A 20851-nucleotide genomic window follows, 5' to 3' on the forward strand; every position below is an offset into this window, starting at 1 on the left:
GGCCGGACGGATTGGGAGCGTGAGTCGAAGGCGCTAGCGCACTGATGTCAGTGCATCTGGGCCACCAGGCGAACGCTGGTGGGGAGTGACCGGGCCGCGAAGGTCGAGAAATCAGTTGGTCGACGGCTGACAACATGAGCAGTTCCTCTCGCGCCACTTCGAAGTGAGCGCAGTCCGGTTGAGTTGACGCCTCTCAATCGGAAGTCTCATCGCCGTATGGCGACAGAACTCCCCAAGGAGAGACTCCAGCGGGCGAGCTACTCATAGCTGCCGCATACTCCGCGAGACGACGAATCATTTCAACTGACCCGCAATCTCGCCTGCTACGACTACTACCTCTACCTTTACTTCTTCTACCTTTACTACTTCCACTTCTACTTCTACTTCTCTCCTCGTACCTCTACAACCTGACTCTGTTTAGTTTATCCACAAGAGGCCTGCCGACATAGTAGCCATGAATCGGCACCCGTCAATAGCGTTTCAACCAAAAATCGATGTTTTTTGCTGTAAATGCGAGTGAAGCGACCCTAAATTTGACAATAATACTGTTTTATTTATACTAATTTATCAGACGATATATTTGTTGCATGGTTTTGCGCTGTGTCGTATTTAAAACTATATTCAGACCTAACACACTAAGTGTTAGTCGAAACTGTATAACTTGAAATGCGGCATTAATGCATGGCGCTAAACAGCTTTCGTTTTTTGTGACCCGTTATTTTGTGCAGGCCTCATGCGCGAGCAACTGCCGCAACCGGTTCCAGTCGTCAAGCGTCGCAGCCCAAAGCCCATTCGGGACGATGACGGTTCGGTCTCTAAGCGGCACTGGAACAAATCGGGGGTCCTGCTCTAACACTGCTAGTTGCTCTGGCTGCCTTCGTTCCACGTCCGACGAGAGCAAGGTACGCCTTCCGGATTGTCGCCCGAACCTACATCGGCGGACGAGCCTATTGCCCGGAACGGTCGCACCGATTATCCGACCGCGAAGCGCGCTCGGAAAGAGTTGCCAGATGGCGCGGAAGCCAAGCTGAATTATCAGGCTCGAGTTCAGAACAATCCCGAAGTCTTCGTTGTGCGCGAGTAAGTCTTCGAGCCGTTCGACGTGCTCGCCTGCCTCAAGTGAGGAAGACTCGCCGTCCACGAGTCGACGCACACTAGCGGCGCTCGGGACGAGGACGCCCTCGACCGTGACATAGAGAATGGACCGTGGGGCCATTTGGACCCCCTTTAGAAAGTACGCGTGTAAGCACGCCAGAGCTGGCGATATACTCCGTAACGAACTTCGAAGTTATCTCCAACAGGTGGGGCTTGCCGCATCGTTTGGCTCTAGTGCTTCTGTTTAGCCCCAAAGTAAGTGCGAAATATTTCGCACTTAAGGATAGCCCACATGTTTCGAAACGCAAGATATTTTTACGTTGCGCCAACTTTCTCATGAGCGAAGCAGACACTCCTTGGGCTCGTCTTGCATCGCGGGTCACCCGCGTAGCACTCGCTCGGAAAGACTACACTTACGCGTCGCTGGTCGAGGCATTGACCAAAGACGGTGAGTCCGGCGGAGACAGAGCAATCGTCTCGCGCATCTCACGTGGGACGCTCAGGTTGAGCCTGTTCCTTCACATCTTGTCGGTCACGGGAGCGCGGCCCCCAGAACGATGGGTTGACGCACTTCGCAGCAAAAAAGATTGGGACGGACGAGCCAGCGCTGTAGCATGGGCCGAGATGTCCAGCCAGCCGCCAGAGCTTGAGAGAGACTTCACCGCGAGCCTATCAAGACTAGGCACGGTGATGCCGGCGAAGGCCTTGGACTCGCAAATTCAAAACGGCTCGCTCCCGCTCAGTTTGTTTCTTCAGTTGCTGTACCTGCTGAACTCAAACTCGCTCGAAAAATTCATAGACCAGGATGACCTCGCTGAGGCAGCGAGAAGTGCAGTGCGGACGGATTAAGGTAGCTTCGTTGACGAAGGTTGAAGATTTCAGTTGCTGTACTACACTGAATGTGTGCGAAAAATTTCGCACTTCAACTAGACCATACCAAGCAGAACTATAAGGTCTACGTCGTCTACGGCCGGCACTTGGATGACAAGTGCGGGCCACGGTTACGAACATCGAGAGTCAATGACGTTTTTCGCTCGGTACACGTCCCATTGCTAGTCGCAGCGCATGTTTTCGGCCGAATCGCCGACCTCTGAACCCGCTCACCGACTTCCAATCACGCGATACCTGACGAGCTACCTGGCTTGGTCAGAACTGACATCCGAACCGTGGATGCTGGCTCTGTTGAACGCTTCCGCCAGTTGGCGTTGACTTCTCGGCTGTCAAAACGGAGGCAGTCATGCCTGTCTGGAGTGTTCCCGACGTAAGCGCCGAACCGGATATTTCCATTTCTGACTGGCAAATCTTTGAGACAGAGCATGGCTCAAGACACTTTGTGGGCAGCAACATTCGTGACGACACAGGGCGAGTCAGCACTGCGATTCAGGAGCTCGACCTAACTCTCCTGCGTGGCGTCACCTCTTCTGGTCGCGTCTATCAGCTGGTCGGCCCTCGAGGTTGCTCTGGCGACGGTCAATACATCTGGGGGCGTTGGTGCGCCGTCAACGGAGTAACTTCGTACACCGACGTCACTACCGATGTGCTCCTGGAGGGAAAGACATGACAACGCCAGCGGAACGTACGAAAGCTGTGGTCGATGCGCGAGATTTTCTGTTGATGCTGAGCAATGCAGAAGAGGTCACGATTCGCGGCCTGGTGCAATCGGTCGCGATTGGCCTTCTCCGGCACTACCCTTTGAATGTCGACCTGGAGGTATCGGCGTTGGCGCTTCCAGGAGTTTGGACTCATCCGACTGCTGAGAGACATGAAGAGCGGGATGGATGCGCCGACGTCATTCCGCTGTTCAGGACGCGGACGGACGAGTAGCTTCAACGGAGGAAACCATGCCACGACCTCCAAACGACTCACTAGATAAGCCGCGACGTCGTGAGGCAAGCATAGACGAAATCATGCGCCAGGCCGCGGTCGCAATGACCTTGTTTGACCCTATCGCCGCGTGCGCGCTTCTCGATATTTCGGATGCTGAGCTAGGACGGCTTTTCAAGCTTGCGCTTGTTCGAACTGCCGGCCTAGCCACTGCGTTGAACTTGGACCTAGATTCGATTCGCGATGAAAGCGAGCCCCGACGGAAAGCGTCAAATGCGAATCGTCAAAGCCCAACACCGGCCTCCCTGGTAGCCAGGGCGAAGCTAATCCGCGAGTCCAATTTCCGTGAAGCCCGAGGTATCAGCCAGAAGGCGCTTCGCAAGGATGTTTCCGCCGGTCGCATCTTCAACGTGGACATCGACGGCGAACCATATTTTCCGACATTCTTCTTGGTCGAACAGCTCGACCAAAGAGCCCTAGCGAAGGCAGCGCGAAGGCTTCGGGAACTACCCGGGTGGTGCAAGTGGGATTTCTTCACCACGCCCAACGCGGCCCTAGGCAATCTATCGCCACTACAAGCGCTAGTTTATGGCGCCAAGAAACAAGTGTTGCGTGCTGCCGCGGCATTCGTTGAGCGGTGAGCACCTCTTTCGTCGGCGTACAAACGTGACAAGCACACAAGCATGAAAATCATCGCATCAATGTGGCAATTCGCGCTTGACAATCCAGCCTTGTTGGTCCTGCCGGCATGTGCACTCGTCATCACGCTTGTTCTGCTGCGTCTCAAAAAGCGATACATAGAAGACGGTTTCATCTTCGGGCGTCGAGCCACACCGCCGCCACACGAACCGCTTTCGACCGACGTTTTGCCGAGCCAGGTGCTCGGAGAAAATCAAGTTGACCTAGAGGTGGCCCTTCGAACAATCCACAACCTTGCCGCAACTGAAGATGATTCTGGGTATGAATATTGGTACGAGGTTGGTCGGTTGCTGAAGCGTGCCGCCACCATGCAAGCAGAAATCGACTCTTTGAGGCGTGAACTCCTGGAATGCCGAGCGAGACTATCGAAGTCGTCATCGTAGAGAAGGACGGGAAATTACACTCCACGCTGCAACTCATTGAGTTAGGAGAGAGGGCTGGGCGGCGAAGTGCCCTTCCTGACGTACCCATCGAGCAAGTTTCCCTCCGCACTGGAGCAATGAGAACGTCATCTCTCCCATGTAGGCACAAATGAAGGCACCTGACGTCGACGGTGTTTATCTGATTGCACGAGCAGTTGTGAAGCCGTAGCGTTGTGGCATCATGATGTCGCGCCATACCACGTCCGGATTATGACTTTGAAGTATTTCGAGGGCGTCGCCACATCCCCCGGCAACGCGAGACTAAATGCCGAACAACGCCAGGTAATCGGCCACAGCGATGGCGGCAGCGCGATAGTCGTCGACCATCAGAACTCGTCACACGGCTCCCGTTGGTCGATGCGTCCAGTTTTCTTGCTCAATGTGCATTGCAGCGGTCCCGATTAGAGTGGCTCGCTCGTCAACTTTTTTCGATGGCAAAGAAGACAAGCAGGGTACCGGAAAATCGCGTCCGGGTCGGTGCGCGATGCCATGGAAGGCCTCAGCACGAGCGACGAGCCCGAGAGTCAGATGATGACCGGCGCAGAGGGCAAGTCTTCCAGCGGCGGCTGAAGCGCCGGAAAGTGCGTCCTAAGGAGCGCGGTAACTTGCTCGACCCCTTGCACGGCACCGGATTGGAATTTGTTGAGCCGAAACTCCGATTCCATCTTTCGACAGATTGCTTCCCATTCTCGACCCGCGACTCTCAGATGTATTCCTCGGTCCGCAACGATTTCAACGTCGCGGTCCGCTAGCAGAAGGTAAATCAGAACTCCGTTATTGTGCTCCGTATCCCAGACACGGAGTTGGGAGAACACATCGATAGCACGTTCGCGCGCCGTCTGTCCTTCGAACAGGGCCGAACTATGGAGCGCACCTTCCACCACAAACCTCACCTGACCAACATGGGCTTTGTGGCTCTCTTGAATGGCATTTTCGATGACCGCGAGCGCTTGAACGGGAAACGCCGCTTTGAGCTGCCGCTGGGTCATCAAGAGATGCCGGACAATGCGCTTCAGGTCCAAAATCACCACCTCCCGGAGGCGCCACCGCCGCCGAATCCGCCGCCGCCTCCTCTGAAGATGTCGCGACTGGAGCGACCTCCTACGCCGCCCGACCGCCCGCCGATATATCGGCCGCCTGCGTATGCGCCTATGCCGCTGCCGACGAGGGTGAACGCCAGCGCGATTCCCCCGGCGATGATGGCCAAGATGACTGCACCCGAAAGGAACCAAGCCAGTACGCCCACGATGCCGCCAGTTACAACGGCACCGGGTAGCCGACCAAGCATGCCACGCAGCACACCGCCAGCGACAACGGCCATTACGAACAATACCGGCAAGAGCTGTCCTATGCCGTCTGCTTCCCCTCGACGTTGCGCTGGTGCGGGGAGCGGCTCTCCGCTTAGGACACGGATGATTCCGGCCACTCCAGCGGCGATGCCCCCATAGAAGTCGCCTTGTTTGAACCTAGGGACAATCATGTCGTGGATAATCCGATTGCTGGTCGCATCGGTCAGTATGCCTTCCAGGCCGTATCCCACCTCGATGCGGAGCGCGCGGTCCTCTTTCGCGACAATCAGCATTGCGCCGTCGTCAACCTTTGCACGACCCAACTTCCACTTTTCGACAACCCGCATCGAATACTGCTCGATTGTCTCAGGCTGCGTGGTGGGGACGATAAGTACCGAAATTTGAGTTCCTTTGCGGGCTTCGAAGTCTTTCAAGGTCTGTTCGAGCGACGACCGCTGCTCACCCGTAAGCGTCCCGGTTTCATCGATAACCCGTGCAGTCAGCGGCGGCACGGGCACGTCGGCATACGCGTCCGCCCCGGCAAAAGTCAGTGCTGCAACGACGATTACGAGAAGCGCACCAAAGACCTTCAATTGTTGACTCCGCTGGCAGACGCAGGCGTTGCACCAAAATCGACGCGAGGCGGCTTCGTGATTTCCGCTTCGTTCGCGACAGAAAAATTCGGCTTCTGCTGATAACCAAAAGCTTTGGCTGTCAGGTTGTTGGGAAACGACCGTACAGTCGAGTTGTACTGCTGAACCGACTTGATGTATCGGTTGCGTGCCACGGCGATGCGATTCTCAGTTCCTTCGAGCTGCGCCTGCAAGTCGCGGAAGTTCGCGTCCGACTTCAGTTGCGGGTAGTTCTCCGACACCACCAGCAGGCGAGACAGCGACGAGGTGAGTTGACCCTGCGCCGACTCGAATCGTGCAAACGCTTGTGGGTCCGAGAGCACCTCTGGGGTCGCCTGAATGGAGCCAACCCTTGAGCGGGCTTCCGTGACTCTCGTCAGGACTTCTCTTTCTTGATTGGCGTATCCCTTAACCGTGTTGACCAGATTGGGCACCAAATCAGCGCGCCGTTGATACTGGTTTAGAACTTCCGCCCAGCTTGCTTTCACCTGTTCATCTTCGGCTTGAATCGAGTTGTAGCCGCATCCGGCCAGCCCTAAAATCAGCGCGAAGAGCGCAGTGTTCCATCCCATCCGAGCAGCTCGTCGCGTCGCGTTTAGAAATCGCAGGTTGTCTGGCATAGGGCACCTTTCCGTCGACGACTTAGCAGATAGGTCGCGCCGCTCCGGTGCGCGCTCTAGTTCGTCCCATCGTACCGACGCATGCGCACAACTGGTTGACCTTAGTCAACTCAATAAGCGGCCATATCACCTCGGCCATCGCCGGTACCGATATGTCCCAAAAGAGCTAACTCCCTCTCGGCGAAGTCCCATTCCGTCGCGCGTGGTAATTTCGGATGCGAGAGGTGGCCACACAAGAATGAGTAGCGTTTATGCAATGGTGACTCGGGCCCTAGGCTGCACCTATTGAATGGGCGATTCATTCGCCTTACCCGACAAACTCCCGGTGCCGACAGAAGCGCCAATACCTAGAATCTCGCGATGCGTACGCATTAAGCGTTACATTCTCGTTTATCCTGTCCGTGTGTAGTTCCGAGAAGGTTGGCATCGCTAGATGTGGGATAAGAGGCACCAGTGCGTCTCCCCCGAACCTCGTATCCAATAAGCTGAGCATTGGGCTTCTCAATCATGTCAAAGTGGCGCCGACTAGCTGCGTTCTTCTTAGTAGCACTTAGTGTGGTGGCTCAGTCATCGTCGGCCGCAGTTTTGACGTGGGGATATGTTGGATGCGGCGCGTCGACCTCAATTGAAATGGGCAGCAACTTCCCAGCGGAAAACGGCAACCCTGCGCATCCTTCAGTTCAAAGCTTTCGGGCAGCTCTCAGCTCCAACAGTCATTGCGGTACGTGCCGCGCTAAGTCCTGCCCCTGCGAGCTGTCGTGCCTCAGTGCAGTTCTGCCGGGCAACGAGACGTCCATCGGCACTCGCGGCTTTCTTCGCCCAGCCGGGTCTGCAAGCCCTACGAAGCAAACCGTCTCGTTCATTACCGGCGGCATAGAGCGTCCGCCGCGACAGTAATCCCGAACTGCTGGTATTCCGCGAGCTGTATCGCTTCATCGGGGCGGCAAGCCATGCGTGCGCACGCACGTCGCCGGCTTTCGACCCAGCGTAACTATGGCGTCTTAGAGGCGCCATTGTGCGGACGGAGCTCGCGGCAACATTCGTGTGTCAGATGTTAGTAGGCGTCGAACAGTGCGACCGCGTAGACGGCGTGCGACGTGCATCTTCATTCCTGACGCCGAGGCACCTAATGAACGCGGTTTACGAAAGCACGAACGTCGGCTATGCCGAGCCCACAGACGTTCAATCGCTGTTCGTAACAGGTCACCGCTGCGTGACGCCGCTTACCGCTAGAGCGAGAGACGTGATGAAGAAGTTTGTTGGCCTGGACCTCCTCCGATTTGGCCTAGCCGTCTATCTGATGGTCTTTCATACGATACGCGAGTATCCACAGAACGTAGACCTTCCTCTGATGGAGCTGACAAACCTTGGCGGGTTCGCCACGAGTACCTTTTTTATCCTTTCAGGGTTCATTCTCTCGCATGTGTACTTTGGCCGCACTGCGGAGCTAAGAGGAGGGACGCGTGACTTTCTTGTGAAGCGTCTGTCTAACTTATACCCGGTTCATCTTGTTTCGCTGGCTCTACTTCTTGTAGTCTCAGCGGCCGGAACTAGAACACTGGACACTTTCTCGCTTATGTCGCTGGACGACGGGGACCCTGTCGTAACGCTCGGACATGTCGCGGCGGCATTCAATTTCTTGCTGAATCTGTTCTTGCTTCAGGTCTGGAATCCGTTGTATGCGTCAATCAATCCTCCCTCCTGGTCTCTCTCGACTCTGTTGTTCTTCTACATTGCATTCCCAGTCCTCGGTCCACGGCTTCTCAAGGCCGGCCATAAAGAGCGCCTGCTCCTTGTCCTATGGGTGCTTTATCTCGCCCCTCCAGTAATTGCCGCCACGATGCAGTGGTACGGCCCGGTTGCCGTTGGCGTCATCACGCGAAATCCCATTATGCGGTTGCCCGAATTCCTCGCCGGAATCTTGCTCTTCGGCATTTACCGGGAAGCGCAGTTCGCTCAAGTCCTCGACCGTCGGCGCAAGGTCGCTCTTGCGATGCTTTTCATTGCCGGCTCGTTCGTGACCTGTGCATGGCTGGAGTCCCATGGCCCCCTTCGTCTGCGCTACATCATCCACAATGGCGGCCTGATGCCAGCTGAGATGTTGCTCGTCATCGTTTGCACCGACCTCGCGGTGCCTCAACGTTTCGAGAGAAGTTGCGTGCGGCTGGGAAATGCAGCGCTTTCAATCTTCGCTATTCACGTGCCAGTGTTCTTCATAATGATGAAGGCACTGAAGCTCTTCTCCCTAGGGGAGTCGCCTCTATGGTGTATGTCTAATTTCTCGGCGTGCGTCTCAGCGTCAAAGCAAGTCGTACCCAGTATGGCCACGTATCCGCTGTACCTTTTGGTCACGGTTATCGCGGCGGTGTACTTTCAGGAACGTCTCCTCGTTCCGTTCCGCACGCTGCTGCGTGCACAATTTCTCGATAAATCGCCGAGGGACTCTGGGAGCGCCGCGTCAAGACACAGGACGTAGCGGTCCTTACGGATAGGGACACGCAGTGGCCGGGCCGCAAGGACCCGGTTCGCCGCAGAGCGTTTCAATGGCAGACGCCTACAACAATTTTGCTTCTGACCGTACCGGCATTACTTGCTGCCATGCTCCGACTGCCAACGTTTCATGGTCGAAATTTCTTGGCGCTGTGCTCTCACAATGTCGCGCGCGAGCTTTCTAAGTTGCGGGTCCTTTCCATACTTCAACTCGACCTCAGCCATGTCAATGGCACCCTGGTGGTGCGGAATCATGCGTTCGACGAAGTCTTTGTCGGCATCACCGGTGTAGGCCTGAGACTGCATTTGCTGCATCATTTTCTTGTCGGCTGACTGGAACGCCTGCGTGGAACCTCCTGCGCTGGAGCTCCCCGAATCGCCCATGTTCATACCCGGCATCGACGCAGCCTCTTGGGCGCATGTCGTCCCAACAAAACTGATTGTCGTCACGGCGCTGACGACGAAATGTGCAACTAATACGCGCGTTTTCATATCATCTCCCTCCTTGCGGCAAACTTCGTACGTAGGAAAGTCGCCGACATCGCTCAGCTCCGCGGCAACTGCTGTCAATCGGCTAGGTATGCTGCTTGTGAATATTTCCAGCGTCCGGCCCTTTAGCTACCGCGACCTATGTCAATGTGACTACTGGATTTCATCTCTATCTTGCGGACCAACCAGCGTCAGACGTCAGTGGTTCCCACTGCGGCCGTCAAGGAGCCAACTCGTCTGACCGCCGTAGCGCCTCTTCACATTAGCGGTGCGCGGTTGTAGAAGTAAATGCCGTGCGGCGACTTGCCTACCTTTATAGTGTTCAAGAGTTTCAACGTTTTCATATCGATGACCCCTACATAGCGTGTGAAACGAAACGTGACCCACAGATACCGCTTGTCCTGGCTCAGCTCCATGTCGTCGGGCCCTGGCAACAATCCGGTAATGGTTCCGACAGTGGTCAGGTTGTCCTGGTCGAGGATGCTGATGGTGCTGCCTACGCGATTGCTCACAAGGACGTGGTGACCGTCGGCAAGGGACCGAAAATTGTGCGCGCCTTTGTCGGTGTGAATGGTCTTGACGATTTTGCGCTCGCGCCAGTCGACCACTGCCACATAGTCCGCACCGGTCATGCCGATGAGCAGATACTTGTCGCCGGGCGTGAGCCAAAGGCCAGCAGGTGCCTTGCCGACGGGCATTTTCCAAAGCACCGTCTGCGTGGCGAGGTCAATGGCCGCCACTTCGCCGGACTCTTGGAGAGTAACAAAAACGATTTTGCTGTCGGCCGTAAAAATCATATGGCTCGGCATCTTCGCGAGAGGAACTCTCTTCGCCAACGAAAAATCCTTGCCGTCGTACCGGTAGATGTCGACGCGGTCGAGCCGCAATCCGTTCGTGACAAACCACTTTCGGTCGCTCGAGAAACCGAGTTGATACGGGTCCTCGATGTTTGGAATCCACCTCTGAACTTTCCCGCTCTTTGGGTCCAGCAGGACTAGGTTGTTCGCCACAGAATTGGCGACAATCAACGACCGGTTGTCGGGCGTCGCCATCAGGTGGTGCGGCTCCTTGCCGACCGGGTACGTATCGATGACTTTTTGACTGCCTTGGTCAATGACGCTGATGCTGGCATCGGCCGAATTCAGAACGATGACATCGTCAGCATGCGCGGTTGCCTGTGCGAACCAAAGCACTGCAACACCGATAAGTTGCGCAACGGTAAGTCGCCGTAGTCCAGTTCTGCTCATGCCCGAACCTCGGTCGCACTGTAGCCGGCTGATTCGAGTGCATCTTTTATCATTTGCTCCGACACGGTCGATTCGACCTCGACCGTCTTCGAGGCGACGTCGACATTCACTTGCGCGACGTCGTCCACCTGTGCGATGGCCCTGCGGACAGTCTGGGCGCAGCCGCCGCATGCTATTTCCTTGACATAGAACTTCATCGTCGTCTCCAAGAAGAGAAATGTAGTCACAGGAGTTTCAACCGTCCCATCGTGGGAACGTCAAGTCGCTTGCGTTCTTTCCGATTTCGTTTGGGCTCGAGGAAAGTGCAGCAAGAATGAAGTTCGGCCCGCCGCGCTCTGGACGTCGACGGTGCCACGATGCAGCTGCATAATCGACTTCACTATCGCGAGTCCCAGCCCGGTGTTTTTAGCCGACCCGTGCCTTGACGCGTCGGCTCTGTAGAACCGCTCGAAAATTTTCGGCAGATGTTCGGGCGCAATGTCTCTCCCGGCGTTCACGACCTCAATGGACGCGTGTTGTGAGGTCTCGATAGCACGCAGCTCTACGGTCGAGCCCGGAGCTGCGTGTTGCAGAGCATTCGAAATGAGATTGCTGACGGCGCGACGAAAGAGGTTGGTGTCCGCTTCCACTGCGGCGTTACCTTCGACGTTGATAACAATGTGCGATTCTTCCGCGAGTCCTTGGAAGTAGGATGCGAGCCGCCCAAGTTCGCTCTTCGCGTCGATTGTCGACGCATTGAGCAACGGGTGTGCGTTGTCGGTTCGAGCGAGAAAGAGCATGTTCTCAATCATGCGCTGCAGGCGTTCGTACTCTTCTATGTTCGACTCGATGAGCGCTTCGTACTCTTCGATGGTTCTCGTTCGCGAAAGCGTTATCTGCGATGCACTCAGCAACGTTGCAAGCGGTGTGCGCATGTCATGCGCGAGGTCCGAGGAGAACTGCGACAGACGAACGAACGCCCGCTCGAGCCGGTCAAGCATTCGATTTACGGAAGTCGCTATCTCCTGCAGTTCGACAGGTCCGCCCTCGATGTCGAGCCTTTCGCTCAGGTTGTGAGCTTCAATTCGGGACGCTTGCCGACCGATGTCTTTTACCGGTACAAGCCCGCGCCTTGTGATTAGGTAGCCGAGAGCGCCGACAAGCAAGGAACCGATTGCTACGGCTAGCAAGATGTCAATTCGGTAGCTCTTGAGAAGCGATTGCCTGTCTGCCGCGCTGCGCGAAAGCAAAATCTGCGCGACCTCGCCTGAGCGAAGCTTCTGTGCTGCCACCACGCAGCGCGCCTGTCCTATTGCGGCAGAGTCGCAGCTGTATGGGACGCTCGGCGAGTGGTCCTGGCGCAGAAGGGTCTGAAAATCCACCCCTGTGGTCAGTCCGTGCTGCGCTAACACTTCCCCGCGTTCCCCGAGGACGGCTAGGTACACGCCGGGGTGTGACAGGAGAACTTCATGAAACACGGACTGGTCGCGACGCACAGCGTCGAATGCGCCAGCCTCTGTAATTAACTGCCGGAACTGGGCCAGCTTTCCAGCTATTTCCACATCGTCGCGCCGTTCGAGTTCATGGGCGAGCGAGCGGTAGAGGTACGCCCCCATCAAGGAAAATACGAGGAGTGCGGCTACTGCAAACGCGCCCGCCAATCGCAGAAGCAGCAGATATGGCGACTTGTCGGGCGCAGGGTTGTTCACGACCGGTCCTCGAGTACGTAACCCATGCCCCGTACGGTGTGCAGGAGCTTGTTGCTATATGTGTTATCGATTTTGGCGCGCAAGCGCTTAACTGCAGCATCGACGACGTTCGTATCGCTGTCGAAGTTCATGTCCCAGATTTGGGAGGTGATGAACTGTCGCGTCAGTACTTCCCCCTGCCGCTCGGCGAGAAGTTGGAGCAACGCGAACTCCTGCGCAGTCAATTCCAGCCGCGCATCCCCGCGTCGCACGCGCCGCTTGATAAGGTCGACTTCGAGGTCTCCGATGCGGAGAATGTCCTTCACTGCGCGAGGTGCGCGGCGAAGCAGGGAACGTATGCGCGCCAGTAGCTCGGCGTACGCGAAGGGCTTGGATAGATAGTCGTCGGCGCCGGCTTCTAGTCCCTCGACTTTGTCATCGACCGTGTCGCGCGCTGTCAGCAGCAACACAGGCGTTTCTTTCTGCTTGCGCAGTTCCTTCAGGACCTTCAGGCCATCGATACCGGGCAGCATGATGTCCAAGACCACAAGGTCGAAGTCCTCGTTGAGCGCAAGAAAGAGACCATCTTCTCCATTGTCAGCAATGTAGACGGTATAGCTGGCCTCAGTAAGCCCCTTCCGAAGATAGGACGTCATCTTCGGCTCGTCTTCTATTAGCAGAATGCGCATGGTCTACGGTGATTGACGACTGGAGCCATTGGCTTCGTCTTGCAGCTTACCGGGTTGTTCATGCGCGGCGGATGACGGGGAGATGAAAAAAATTTCATGTTGAAGATGAAAAAACTGTCATGTCGCGCGCATCTTACTGTCAGGCGCAGAGCGGTAAGCTTGCTTCGCCGTGTCAGCTAGTCAGTTAGGCAACTGCGGCTTACAATTCTCAACCGTATGCTAGGTTCCAGAGCCATGCCCTACTGGCGCAAATTCATCCTCGTTGTCGTCTTGGCGCTGAGCCTTCCAGCTCAGTCGTTCGCGGCCGCGTCGATGATTTGCGGCCTCGGGGTAGGTCATGGAAGCAACGCGTCATCTCACACCCACCACCATCATTCGGCAAGCATCACGGGCGATGACAAGATTGTAGAGGCTCAGGGGACGCACGCGACCGGTCAATCAACCGGCTCGCACGGCCATCATCACGCCTGCTCGAGCTGCGCGTCTTGCTGTTTCGGCGCGGCCGCTGTCGGGGTCTCGGCGCCGTCCAACTTCACTGAGATTGCCCATACCATCGTTCTTCCGTCAATGCCGCTTCCGGTCGTTTCGTTTCTGACTGGCGGCATCGAGCGACCGCCCAGGCCGCGTCTCGTCTAGTCCGCAAACTCGCAGCATCCAGCTGCGGCAGGCATTAGTCGGAGTCGACCACCGACTTTGACGATTCATGACGAGAACAATTCATGCGAAAACTCCTTGCGGCGTTCGTAGCCGCTTGCACGTTGCCGTCGCTTGCTCAGGCAGCCACGTCGACAATCCCCGACCCTACCGATGCTAGCGCGTCGGCACCGGCAATCGAAGTACCGTCGGCGTTCGATAAGTACGCATCTTTCAAAGACGGCGAAAGCCCGAGCTGGCAACAACTGAACCGTGACGTTGCCCCTAAGCGCAACGGCGCGATGCAACACTCCGCGCCTACCACAGCCGCTCCCGCCGAGGCAAATACACACCAGCACGGGAGCCACACGAAATGACGCGACATCTTGCACATACCCGTGCAACTTGCGTTGCAATCGCTGCGGTATTTCTCGCTGGGTGCACCACTTTTTCGAAAGATGGCGGCTTCAGCAGCGTCTCTTCGGTCGCGTCCGACCGTCTTGGCAAGGATGCTGTCTACATCAAGACCGATGGAGACCGGGACGCTGCGTATAAGCGTACGCAGGAGCTTCTCGCCAAACCGCTTGGGATGGACGATGCCGTGCAGGTTGCGCTGCTCAACAATCGTGGGCTCCAAGCCGCGTATGGCGAGCTCGGCATTTCCGAAGCCGACCTGGTCCAAGCGGGCCGCCTACCCAATCCAAGCTTTACCTTCAGCAGGACACATTGGAGCGATGGAATTGGCATCGGCCGAACATTCTCAATGGCGGTTCTCGGTGTGCTGACGCTCCCTGTCGCTTCGCGTATCGAAAGCCGTCGGTTCGAGCAGACAAAGCTCGAGACCGCGAACACCATGCTGACTGTGGCGGCTGACGCGCGTAAGGCGTACGTCAACGCTGTCGCTGCAGAACAGGCCGCAACGTACGCCGAGCAGGTCAAGGATTCTGCTGAGGCTGGCGCTGAACTCGCCTCGCGCATGCGCCAGGCGGGCAACTTCAGCAAGCTCGACTACGCGCGAGAGCAAGCCTTCTATGCTGAATCCGCTGCACAGTTGGCCAAGGCTCGACAGCAGAAAATTTCCGCGCGCGAAAAGCTCACCCGCGCGATGGGCCTTTGGGGTTCCGGCGCGCAGTATCAGCTCCCCGACCGCTTGCCGGAACTGCCGAAAGACAGGCCTCAGTTGAATGAGCTCGAGACCTTCGCGATGCAGAACCGCCTAGATATTCAGGCGGGGACGCTCCAAGTGCAAGGGCTCGCGACATCGCTGGGTCTGGGCAAGGCGACTCGCTTCGTCAATGCGTTGGAGGTCGGATACCAGAACAACTTCGAAACCGACAAGGGCAAAGAGCGTGGATACGAAATAAGCGTTGAGATTCCCATCTTCGACTGGGGTAGCGCAAAGGTGGCCCGGGCGGAAGCCATCTACATGCAGTCGGCCAACCGCCTCGCACAGACAGCCATTGACGCGAGGTCGGAAGTCCGCGAATCGTACTCCGCCTACGTGACCAGCTACGACGTCGCCAAGCACTACCGTGACGAGGTCGTCCCTGTGCGCAAGACCATCTCTGATGAGATGCTGCTTCGCTACAACGGCATGCTTGCAAGCGTTTTCGAATTGCTCTCCGACTCGCGCGACCAGGTCAGTGCGGTCAACGGCTACATCGACGCACTGAAAGACTATTGGCTTGCTGAAACCGACCTACAGCAGTCGCTGGGCGGACGACTTCCGGCAACCCCGAACCCACCGGTGCGAGCGCCAGCTACGCACGATACGGATGCCGCATCACACGGACCAGCCGAAGGCGCGCCGTCGCCGGCGTCCGCGGCGCAGTCGGTGCCGCAAACACATACTGAAGGTAAATGAAGATGGTCTCTCGTCGAACTTTTCTCGGCGGTTCCGGCGCTGCTTTGCTAGGTGCAGCCCTGGTGAGCAAGGCCGGCGCGGCGTCGCTGCCCGAAGCACCAACGATGGCTAACGCCGTCACGCAGCCGCCTCTCGCACCGCCCAACGGGCGTCCGTATACGCCAGTTGCGACGCTGAATGGATGGTCGCTGCCATGGCGCATGAAGAACGGATGGAAGGAGTTCCACCTCATTGCAGAGCCGGTGGTACGCGAGATGGCGCCAGGCATGAACGCGAACCTTTGGGGCTACAACGGTCAGACGCCTGGCCCGACTATCGAAGCAGTCGAGGGAGACAAGGTACGCATCTTTGTGACCAACAAGCTGCCCGAACACACGACCGTTCATTGGCACGGGATGCTGCTGCCTTCTGGGATGGACGGGGTTGGCGGACTGACACAGCCCCATATTCCGCCAGGCAAGACGTTCGTCTACGAATTCCAACTCGAGAAGCATGGCACCTTCATGTATCACCCCCATGCCGATGAAATGGTTCAAATGGCCATGGGCATGATGGGTACTTTCATCGTGCATCCGAAGGACCGCAATGTCATGCCTGTGGACCGCGACTTCGTCTTTCTGCTCGCCGCCTACGACATTGACCCTGGCAGCTTCACACCGCGCGTCAACGAGATGACGGACTTTAATATGTGGACCTTCAATTCCAGGGTCTTTCCGGGAATTGACTCCATGCCTGTTCGTGCGGGTGACCGAGTGCGCATCCGCTTCGGCAACCTGACGATGACGAACCACCCGATTCACCTGCATGGCTACAGCTTCGAGGTCGCCGGCACGGATGGCGGCTGGATACCTCCAGCTGCGCGCTGGCCAGAAGTTACCGCTGATGTCGCTGTGGGACAGATGCGCGCAATTGAGTTCACGGCGAACCGTCCAGGTGACTGGGCATTTCATTGCCACAAGTCCCATCACACGATGAATGCAATGGGGCATCAGGTGCCGAACATGATTGGCGTGCCTCAGAAAGACCTGGCCAAGCGCATCAACAAGCTCGTTCCCGACTACATGGCCATGGGCAGCACGGGCGGGGCGATGGGGGAAATGGAAATGCCCCTTCCCGACAACACGCTGCCGATGATGACTGGCAGTGGTCCGTTCGGTCCGTTAGAAATGGGCGGGATGTTCACTGTCGTCAAGGTGCGGCAAGGCCTTGGCAGAAACGATTACCGGGACCCGGGCTGGTTCAAGCATCCCAAGGGCACCGTCGCATACGAGTACACCGGCGACCTGCCGGAAGGCTGATTTAGGAAATGCCGTGCAGGCGCACGGCTGGATGTTCGTTTAACTGATGGAGAGAAATTGATGAAAAACGCAATTGCTTCGATGGTCTTTGGTTGCGCGGCAGCGCTGTCCGCCAGCGCGTATGCGGCGGGCGATATGAGCAACATGAACATGATGAGCGGCGCCCAGCAAAGCGGTGACGCGAAGAACAGCATGTCGCATGGCGAGGTGAAGAAGATAGACAACGCCGCCGCCAAGCTGACTATCAAGCATGGCCCGCTCGAGAACCTCGGCATGGAAGGCATGACCATGGCCTTCAAGGTGAAAGACCCGGCGATGCTGTCGCAAGTAAACGTGGGTGACAAGATTGATTTCGTTGCCGAAGAGGTAAATGGCGCTCTTACGGTCACGAAGTTGCAGAAGCAGTAACAACGAACCACTACGCAATAACCGACATCGCTCTGGAAGACAAGCATGAAAAACAGGATTAACAAGGGCCTCGCGCCTCTATTGGCGACGGTTGCACTGAGTCTCGTATCCGTTGCTGCGTCGGCCCATGGCAAGCTCGAAAGCGCAACGCCAGCCGCAGGCAGCACGGTCGATGCCACGCCCGACGCGTTGCGCCTGACGTTTAACGAAAACATCGAGTCCTCATTCAGCACCATCAAGGTCTTGAACGCGGCTGGTGCACCGGCGACGAAAGAGAAGGCGACGGTCGACTCGACGAACCCGCGGGTGCTCAAAATCTCCTTGCCGAAACTTGATTCGGGCTTGTACACCGTGCAGTGGGGCGTAATGACGAGCGACTCCCACAAGACCAAGGGCACCTACACTTTCACGGTGAAGTGATGAACGACGGTTTCCTCGGCGTGCTACGACTGACGCTGGTCGCCCTACAGAACATAAGCTTCGCGGCGCTGGTCGGTGCACTCATATGTGACAGGTGGCTTGTCCGGAGGACGTCGCACTGGCAGGCAAGCGTGAGCAAACGGCTGATGCTGACCGCTCGGCTAGCAAGCTTCGCATCGCTACTGTCCAGTATTGCGGCTTTCTGGACTCACTGCGCACTTATGAGCGAGTCGACAGTTGCCGAAGCCGGACCGGCGGTCTACTCGATGCTGAGGGAAACCGGGTATGGCCATGCGTGGCTTGCTGGGGCGTTGCTCACGCTCGGTGCCTTGGTTCTGTTGTCCTTGCCAACATCGGCGCGCGGCCGACTGATGCCGGTCACCTGGCTGTGTATTGCCGGGGTCGCGCTCGGGAGAAGCAATACAGGGCACTCCGTCGAGACAGGCTTCTTCTCGCTGCCCGTCTGGGCCGATTGGATTCACCTTCTTAGCATTAGCGTCTGGGTTGGACTTGTCGTCGCAACCAGCTATGTTGTCGCTCCTCGCCTTCTCTCTGGCGACACGGACCGCGAGAACGGCGCGTCGTTCATTCAGTCGCTGTCTGACACCGCGACGGTTGCGCTGCTCGTCCTCTTCGCGACCGGCGCATATAACGGCTTGCGCAGTGTGGACACCCCGGCAGGCTTTGTCGCATCGGGTTATGGGCAGATTCTCATGCTGAAGCTAGGCCTTGTCCTGGTCGCGGCCGCTCTGGGTGGCCACAATCGATTCTTCGAAATGCCTCGGCTGCTGGCCGCCCTCCAGCAAGACAGCATGCGTGGAGCTGAGCCCGCGTTGAAGCGCTTTTCGCGGGTGTTGCATGTCGAGTCAATCGTTCTGGTGGCGGTTCTCATCGCTGCGGCGGTTCTTGTTTCAAGTCCGTTGCCAGGCACAGCGTAATCAACGCCTTCACATTGTTCGTCCACGCGGATGGTCCTGCTGGTGAATCCGTAGCGTCTAGCCGCGTCACAGTAGGACTGTCTTTTCTGCCCGCGCGACCTGCGGGCTTTTTTTTTCTTATGGGCACGTTGAATGCGTAGCTCCTGGGCTGGCTCATCCAGCATTCAATGTTCAAGGAGGACGATATGGCTCACCAACAGCATCAGTCATGTATTGACGCATGCGACGCTTGCGCCGCCGCATGCGACCATTGTGCAACTGCCTGCCTGTCTGAAAGCAACGTCGCTGAAATGGCCGAATGCATTAGGCAGGACATGGATTGCGCGGATGCATGCCGACTTGCTTCCGCCGCGATGGCCCGTGGCAGCCGGCACGCCAAGGACATATGCGCGCTTTGCGCATCGCTATGTGAAGCTTGCGCTGCCGAGTGTGAGAAGCATGAGCACGAGCACTGCAAGCAATGTGCTGAAGCATGCCGCGCGTGCGCTAAAGAGTGTCGGGCGATGGCCTAAGCATCTCATGTCCGCTCGGCTTTCGCTGAGCGGACCGAAGCTCCCGCAGACGATGAATGGCGGGAGCCTTGGAAACCTCGAGGTGCTGGGTCGGTCGCTCCGCTAACCGCCGCTGTGCTGACCACGCAGACTTCCACCCTCAGGTTGCAACGGGCTTGTATCGGAGAACGGTTGATAGTCGCCTATACCGAAGTTCCTCTCTAGCAGTTGCTTCATCTCATCGACCGCACTCGTCTGGGCGTGCCACATTTGATTGCAGAGGCGAATGAGCTGGCCGTGGCGCCGGTCTACTCCAGTCATGCATCCGTTCAATGGCTTGAAGAGTTGATAATGGTGATGGGAGAAGACCTCAAGATAGGCCCTGTCGAACGCCTTTCCCGGCTGCGCATGCTCAAGTATCCCGATGGCTGCCTCTTGTTGCGACCGCAATTGCGGCTGATAGTTGATTCCATACCAGTCGCGCAAAAGCGATTGCAAATGGATAATCTGCTCGCGTTGTGTGCGATTTTCCATCCGCGCATTCGACTTGATTTCATCGATAGTGGCCTTAGCTTGCGTCGGCGGAAAGCCCGGGGAAGGCGACGTTCCTTCATTGGGAGATAAGTTACCGTTCCTTCGTGCATCCGTGCCGGCGGCGAGTTCAGTCATCCGCAGCGCTGAGAAATGGTGGTCAATGATTGTCTCCATCAGCGCTACTTCGAAGTTCGCCGTCAGCCCGCGACCCGGTTCGTCCGCATATGCGGGTATGGCAGTGAACACTGCCAAGGCCGAACCGGCCGTGATAGCGGCACGCAACACTCGGCCTGCGAATCCTTGGCAGGCTTCAGCCCCTCTTGCTTCCTTCCTTTTACGATTCTCCACGGCGTCCTCCGTCATAAGGCCATGACTATGTGTGTCTGCATCCCAGTACAGCGAGTGACGGTCAGCATCCCGTGCGCCCGTGCGCAATAGATGACGAATATTTCACGCGGTCGTCACGGGACGTTCAGGGGCGCCCATCCAGAATGGCGCTGTTCATCAACACTGATGACGCGCAATGTACCTATGGAGTCCCAATGAAATTTCGATATGTTTCGCTGTTTGTGACGCTGGCCGCAGTAGCGAGTAGCTCGTTTGCCGACGCCGGGCATGACTTTCCTCCCGCAACGACTCATGCGGCGTCACGTGACAATTCCGTCGCAGACGGCAGTGCCCAAGCGACTGATATGCCGGTGGCAGCTCGGGGCAAAACACGCGCCCAAGTCATGCAGGAATTGATTGAAGCCCAAAGAGCCGGCCTCGTTCCGACCAGCCGCTCGGACTATCCTCCTAGCGAAGCGACCATTGAACGAAATCGCGCGCGCTTTGAGTCCGACGGTCCGAAACGGTAGATGGTTAACGACATATGCCGACGGCCACGCGTGCATCATTCGACGCTGCGTGGCGAGTCGCCTCCATCACGCTCAGAGTTAGCTTGGCTTTAACGCATCCCGGGGCGCTCTTGCTCTTGCTGCGGCCCCTTCAAATCGGCCTTCCGCCCCTACCGAACAGCCAAGGTAATTTAAGGCCCCGACTGGGCGTCCGATTACTGGAAAATCTCTTGCGTAGACGGTCAGAAGGACCGTCGCCCTTGCCA

The 20851-nt window shown here is 57.1% G+C and carries 20 protein-coding genes; 11 read left to right on the top strand and 9 right to left on the bottom strand.

Annotated features, from left to right (window positions below; all coding sequences use genetic code 11):
* Positions 1–2652 precede the first annotated feature (2652 nt).
* The 3 genes from HWX53_RS00320 to HWX53_RS27515 are packed head-to-tail and all read left to right on the top strand — an operon-like array spanning position 2653 to position 4001.
* The gene (locus HWX53_RS00320) at positions 2653–2919 is read left to right on the top strand and encodes a BPSL0761 family protein (protein ID WP_175938375.1); all 267 of its coding nucleotides are present in this window, start codon (positions 2653–2655) and stop codon (positions 2917–2919) included.
* A gap of 17 nt (positions 2920–2936) precedes the next feature.
* On the top strand, positions 2937–3560 hold the full coding sequence (locus HWX53_RS00325; protein ID WP_175938376.1) for a hypothetical protein: 624 nt from the start codon (positions 2937–2939) through the stop codon (positions 3558–3560).
* A 42-nt stretch (positions 3561–3602) separates the two neighbouring features.
* Entirely contained in the window at positions 3603–4001 is a 399-nt protein-coding gene (locus tag HWX53_RS27515; RefSeq protein ID WP_244139973.1) for a hypothetical protein, read from the top strand.
* Positions 4002–4564: 563 nt separating this feature from the next.
* On the opposite strand, the gene HWX53_RS00335 is transcribed toward HWX53_RS27515, so the two are convergent.
* From HWX53_RS00335 to HWX53_RS00345, 3 genes are read right to left on the bottom strand one after another with little or no spacing between them, the layout of a single operon-like run.
* The gene (locus HWX53_RS00335; RefSeq protein WP_175938378.1) at positions 4565–5062 is read right to left on the bottom strand and encodes a TPM domain-containing protein; all 498 of its coding nucleotides are present in this window, start codon (positions 5060–5062) and stop codon (positions 4565–4567) included.
* A 2-nt stretch (positions 5063–5064) separates the two neighbouring features.
* Positions 5065–5895 carry a TPM domain-containing protein gene (locus tag HWX53_RS00340; protein ID WP_244140027.1) on the bottom strand — a complete coding sequence of 277 codons (831 nt, stop codon included), beginning with the start codon at positions 5893–5895 and terminating at the stop codon, positions 5065–5067.
* A 23-nt stretch (positions 5896–5918) separates the two neighbouring features.
* Positions 5919–6533, bottom strand: a complete 615-nt coding sequence (locus HWX53_RS00345; protein WP_175940538.1) for a LemA family protein — start codon at positions 6531–6533, stop codon at positions 5919–5921.
* Positions 6534–7827: 1294 nt separating this feature from the next.
* On the opposite strand from HWX53_RS00345, the gene HWX53_RS00350 reads away from it, so the two are divergent.
* Positions 7828–9057: an acyltransferase gene (locus tag HWX53_RS00350; RefSeq protein ID WP_175940539.1), complete on the top strand. Its 1230-nt coding sequence runs from the start codon at positions 7828–7830 to the stop codon at positions 9055–9057.
* A gap of 110 nt (positions 9058–9167) precedes the next feature.
* Here the strand turns inward: HWX53_RS00350 and HWX53_RS00355 are convergent, their stop codons facing one another.
* From HWX53_RS00355 to HWX53_RS00375, 5 genes are all read right to left on the bottom strand, one after another.
* On the bottom strand, positions 9168–9563 hold the full coding sequence (locus tag HWX53_RS00355; protein WP_175938381.1) for a DUF305 domain-containing protein: 396 nt from the start codon (positions 9561–9563) through the stop codon (positions 9168–9170).
* A 254-nt stretch (positions 9564–9817) separates the two neighbouring features.
* Entirely contained in the window at positions 9818–10807 is a 990-nt protein-coding gene (locus HWX53_RS00360; protein WP_175938383.1) for a beta-propeller fold lactonase family protein, read from the bottom strand.
* Entirely contained in the window at positions 10804–11004 is a 201-nt protein-coding gene (locus HWX53_RS00365) for a heavy-metal-associated domain-containing protein (protein WP_041730772.1), read from the bottom strand. Before HWX53_RS00365 ends, HWX53_RS00360 begins: the two co-directional genes overlap by 4 nt.
* A gap of 60 nt (positions 11005–11064) precedes the next feature.
* On the bottom strand, positions 11065–12495 hold the full coding sequence (locus HWX53_RS00370; protein WP_175938385.1) for a heavy metal sensor histidine kinase: 1431 nt from the start codon (positions 12493–12495) through the stop codon (positions 11065–11067).
* Positions 12492–13163, bottom strand: coding sequence for a heavy metal response regulator transcription factor (locus HWX53_RS00375; RefSeq protein ID WP_175938387.1), 672 nt, complete (start codon positions 13161–13163; stop codon positions 12492–12494). The genes HWX53_RS00370 and HWX53_RS00375 overlap by 4 nt, the downstream gene beginning before the upstream one ends.
* 1006 nt (positions 13164–14169) lie before the next feature.
* Here HWX53_RS00375 and HWX53_RS00380 point away from each other — a divergent pair.
* From HWX53_RS00380 to HWX53_RS00405, 6 genes are all read left to right on the top strand, one after another.
* A complete protein-coding gene (locus tag HWX53_RS00380) occupies positions 14170–15660 on the top strand; it encodes a TolC family protein (RefSeq protein ID WP_175938389.1) in 1491 nt (496 codons plus the stop codon).
* Between the two features lie 2 nt (positions 15661–15662).
* Complete coding sequence (locus HWX53_RS00385) at positions 15663–16958, top strand: copper oxidase (protein WP_175940540.1); 1296 nt, start codon at positions 15663–15665, stop codon at positions 16956–16958.
* A 60-nt stretch (positions 16959–17018) separates the two neighbouring features.
* The gene (locus HWX53_RS00390) at positions 17019–17366 is read left to right on the top strand and encodes a copper-binding protein (RefSeq protein WP_175938391.1); all 348 of its coding nucleotides are present in this window, start codon (positions 17019–17021) and stop codon (positions 17364–17366) included.
* Between the two features lie 45 nt (positions 17367–17411).
* Positions 17412–17786 carry a copper homeostasis periplasmic binding protein CopC gene (gene copC / locus HWX53_RS00395; RefSeq protein WP_175938394.1) on the top strand — a complete coding sequence of 125 codons (375 nt, stop codon included), beginning with the start codon at positions 17412–17414 and terminating at the stop codon, positions 17784–17786.
* Positions 17786–18724, top strand: coding sequence for a CopD family protein (locus HWX53_RS00400; RefSeq protein WP_175938413.1), 939 nt, complete (start codon positions 17786–17788; stop codon positions 18722–18724). Before copC ends, HWX53_RS00400 begins: the two co-directional genes overlap by 1 nt.
* 185 nt (positions 18725–18909) lie before the next feature.
* Positions 18910–19236: a four-helix bundle copper-binding protein gene (locus HWX53_RS00405; protein WP_175938415.1), complete on the top strand. Its 327-nt coding sequence runs from the start codon at positions 18910–18912 to the stop codon at positions 19234–19236.
* Positions 19237–19338: 102 nt separating this feature from the next.
* Here HWX53_RS00405 and HWX53_RS00410 read toward each other — a convergent pair whose 3' ends face one another.
* Entirely contained in the window at positions 19339–20097 is a 759-nt protein-coding gene (locus tag HWX53_RS00410; RefSeq protein WP_244139974.1) for a DUF305 domain-containing protein, read from the bottom strand.
* A 194-nt stretch (positions 20098–20291) separates the two neighbouring features.
* Here HWX53_RS00410 and HWX53_RS00415 point away from each other — a divergent pair, with 194 nt between their 5' ends.
* Positions 20292–20606: a DUF4148 domain-containing protein gene (locus tag HWX53_RS00415; protein ID WP_175940542.1), complete on the top strand. Its 315-nt coding sequence runs from the start codon at positions 20292–20294 to the stop codon at positions 20604–20606.
* Positions 20607–20851: the final 245 nt, after the last annotated feature.

Origin of the sequence: Caballeronia sp. BCC1704 (genome assembly GCF_902833455.1) — a bacterium.
Taxonomy (GTDB): Bacteria; Pseudomonadota; Gammaproteobacteria; order Burkholderiales; family Burkholderiaceae; genus Caballeronia.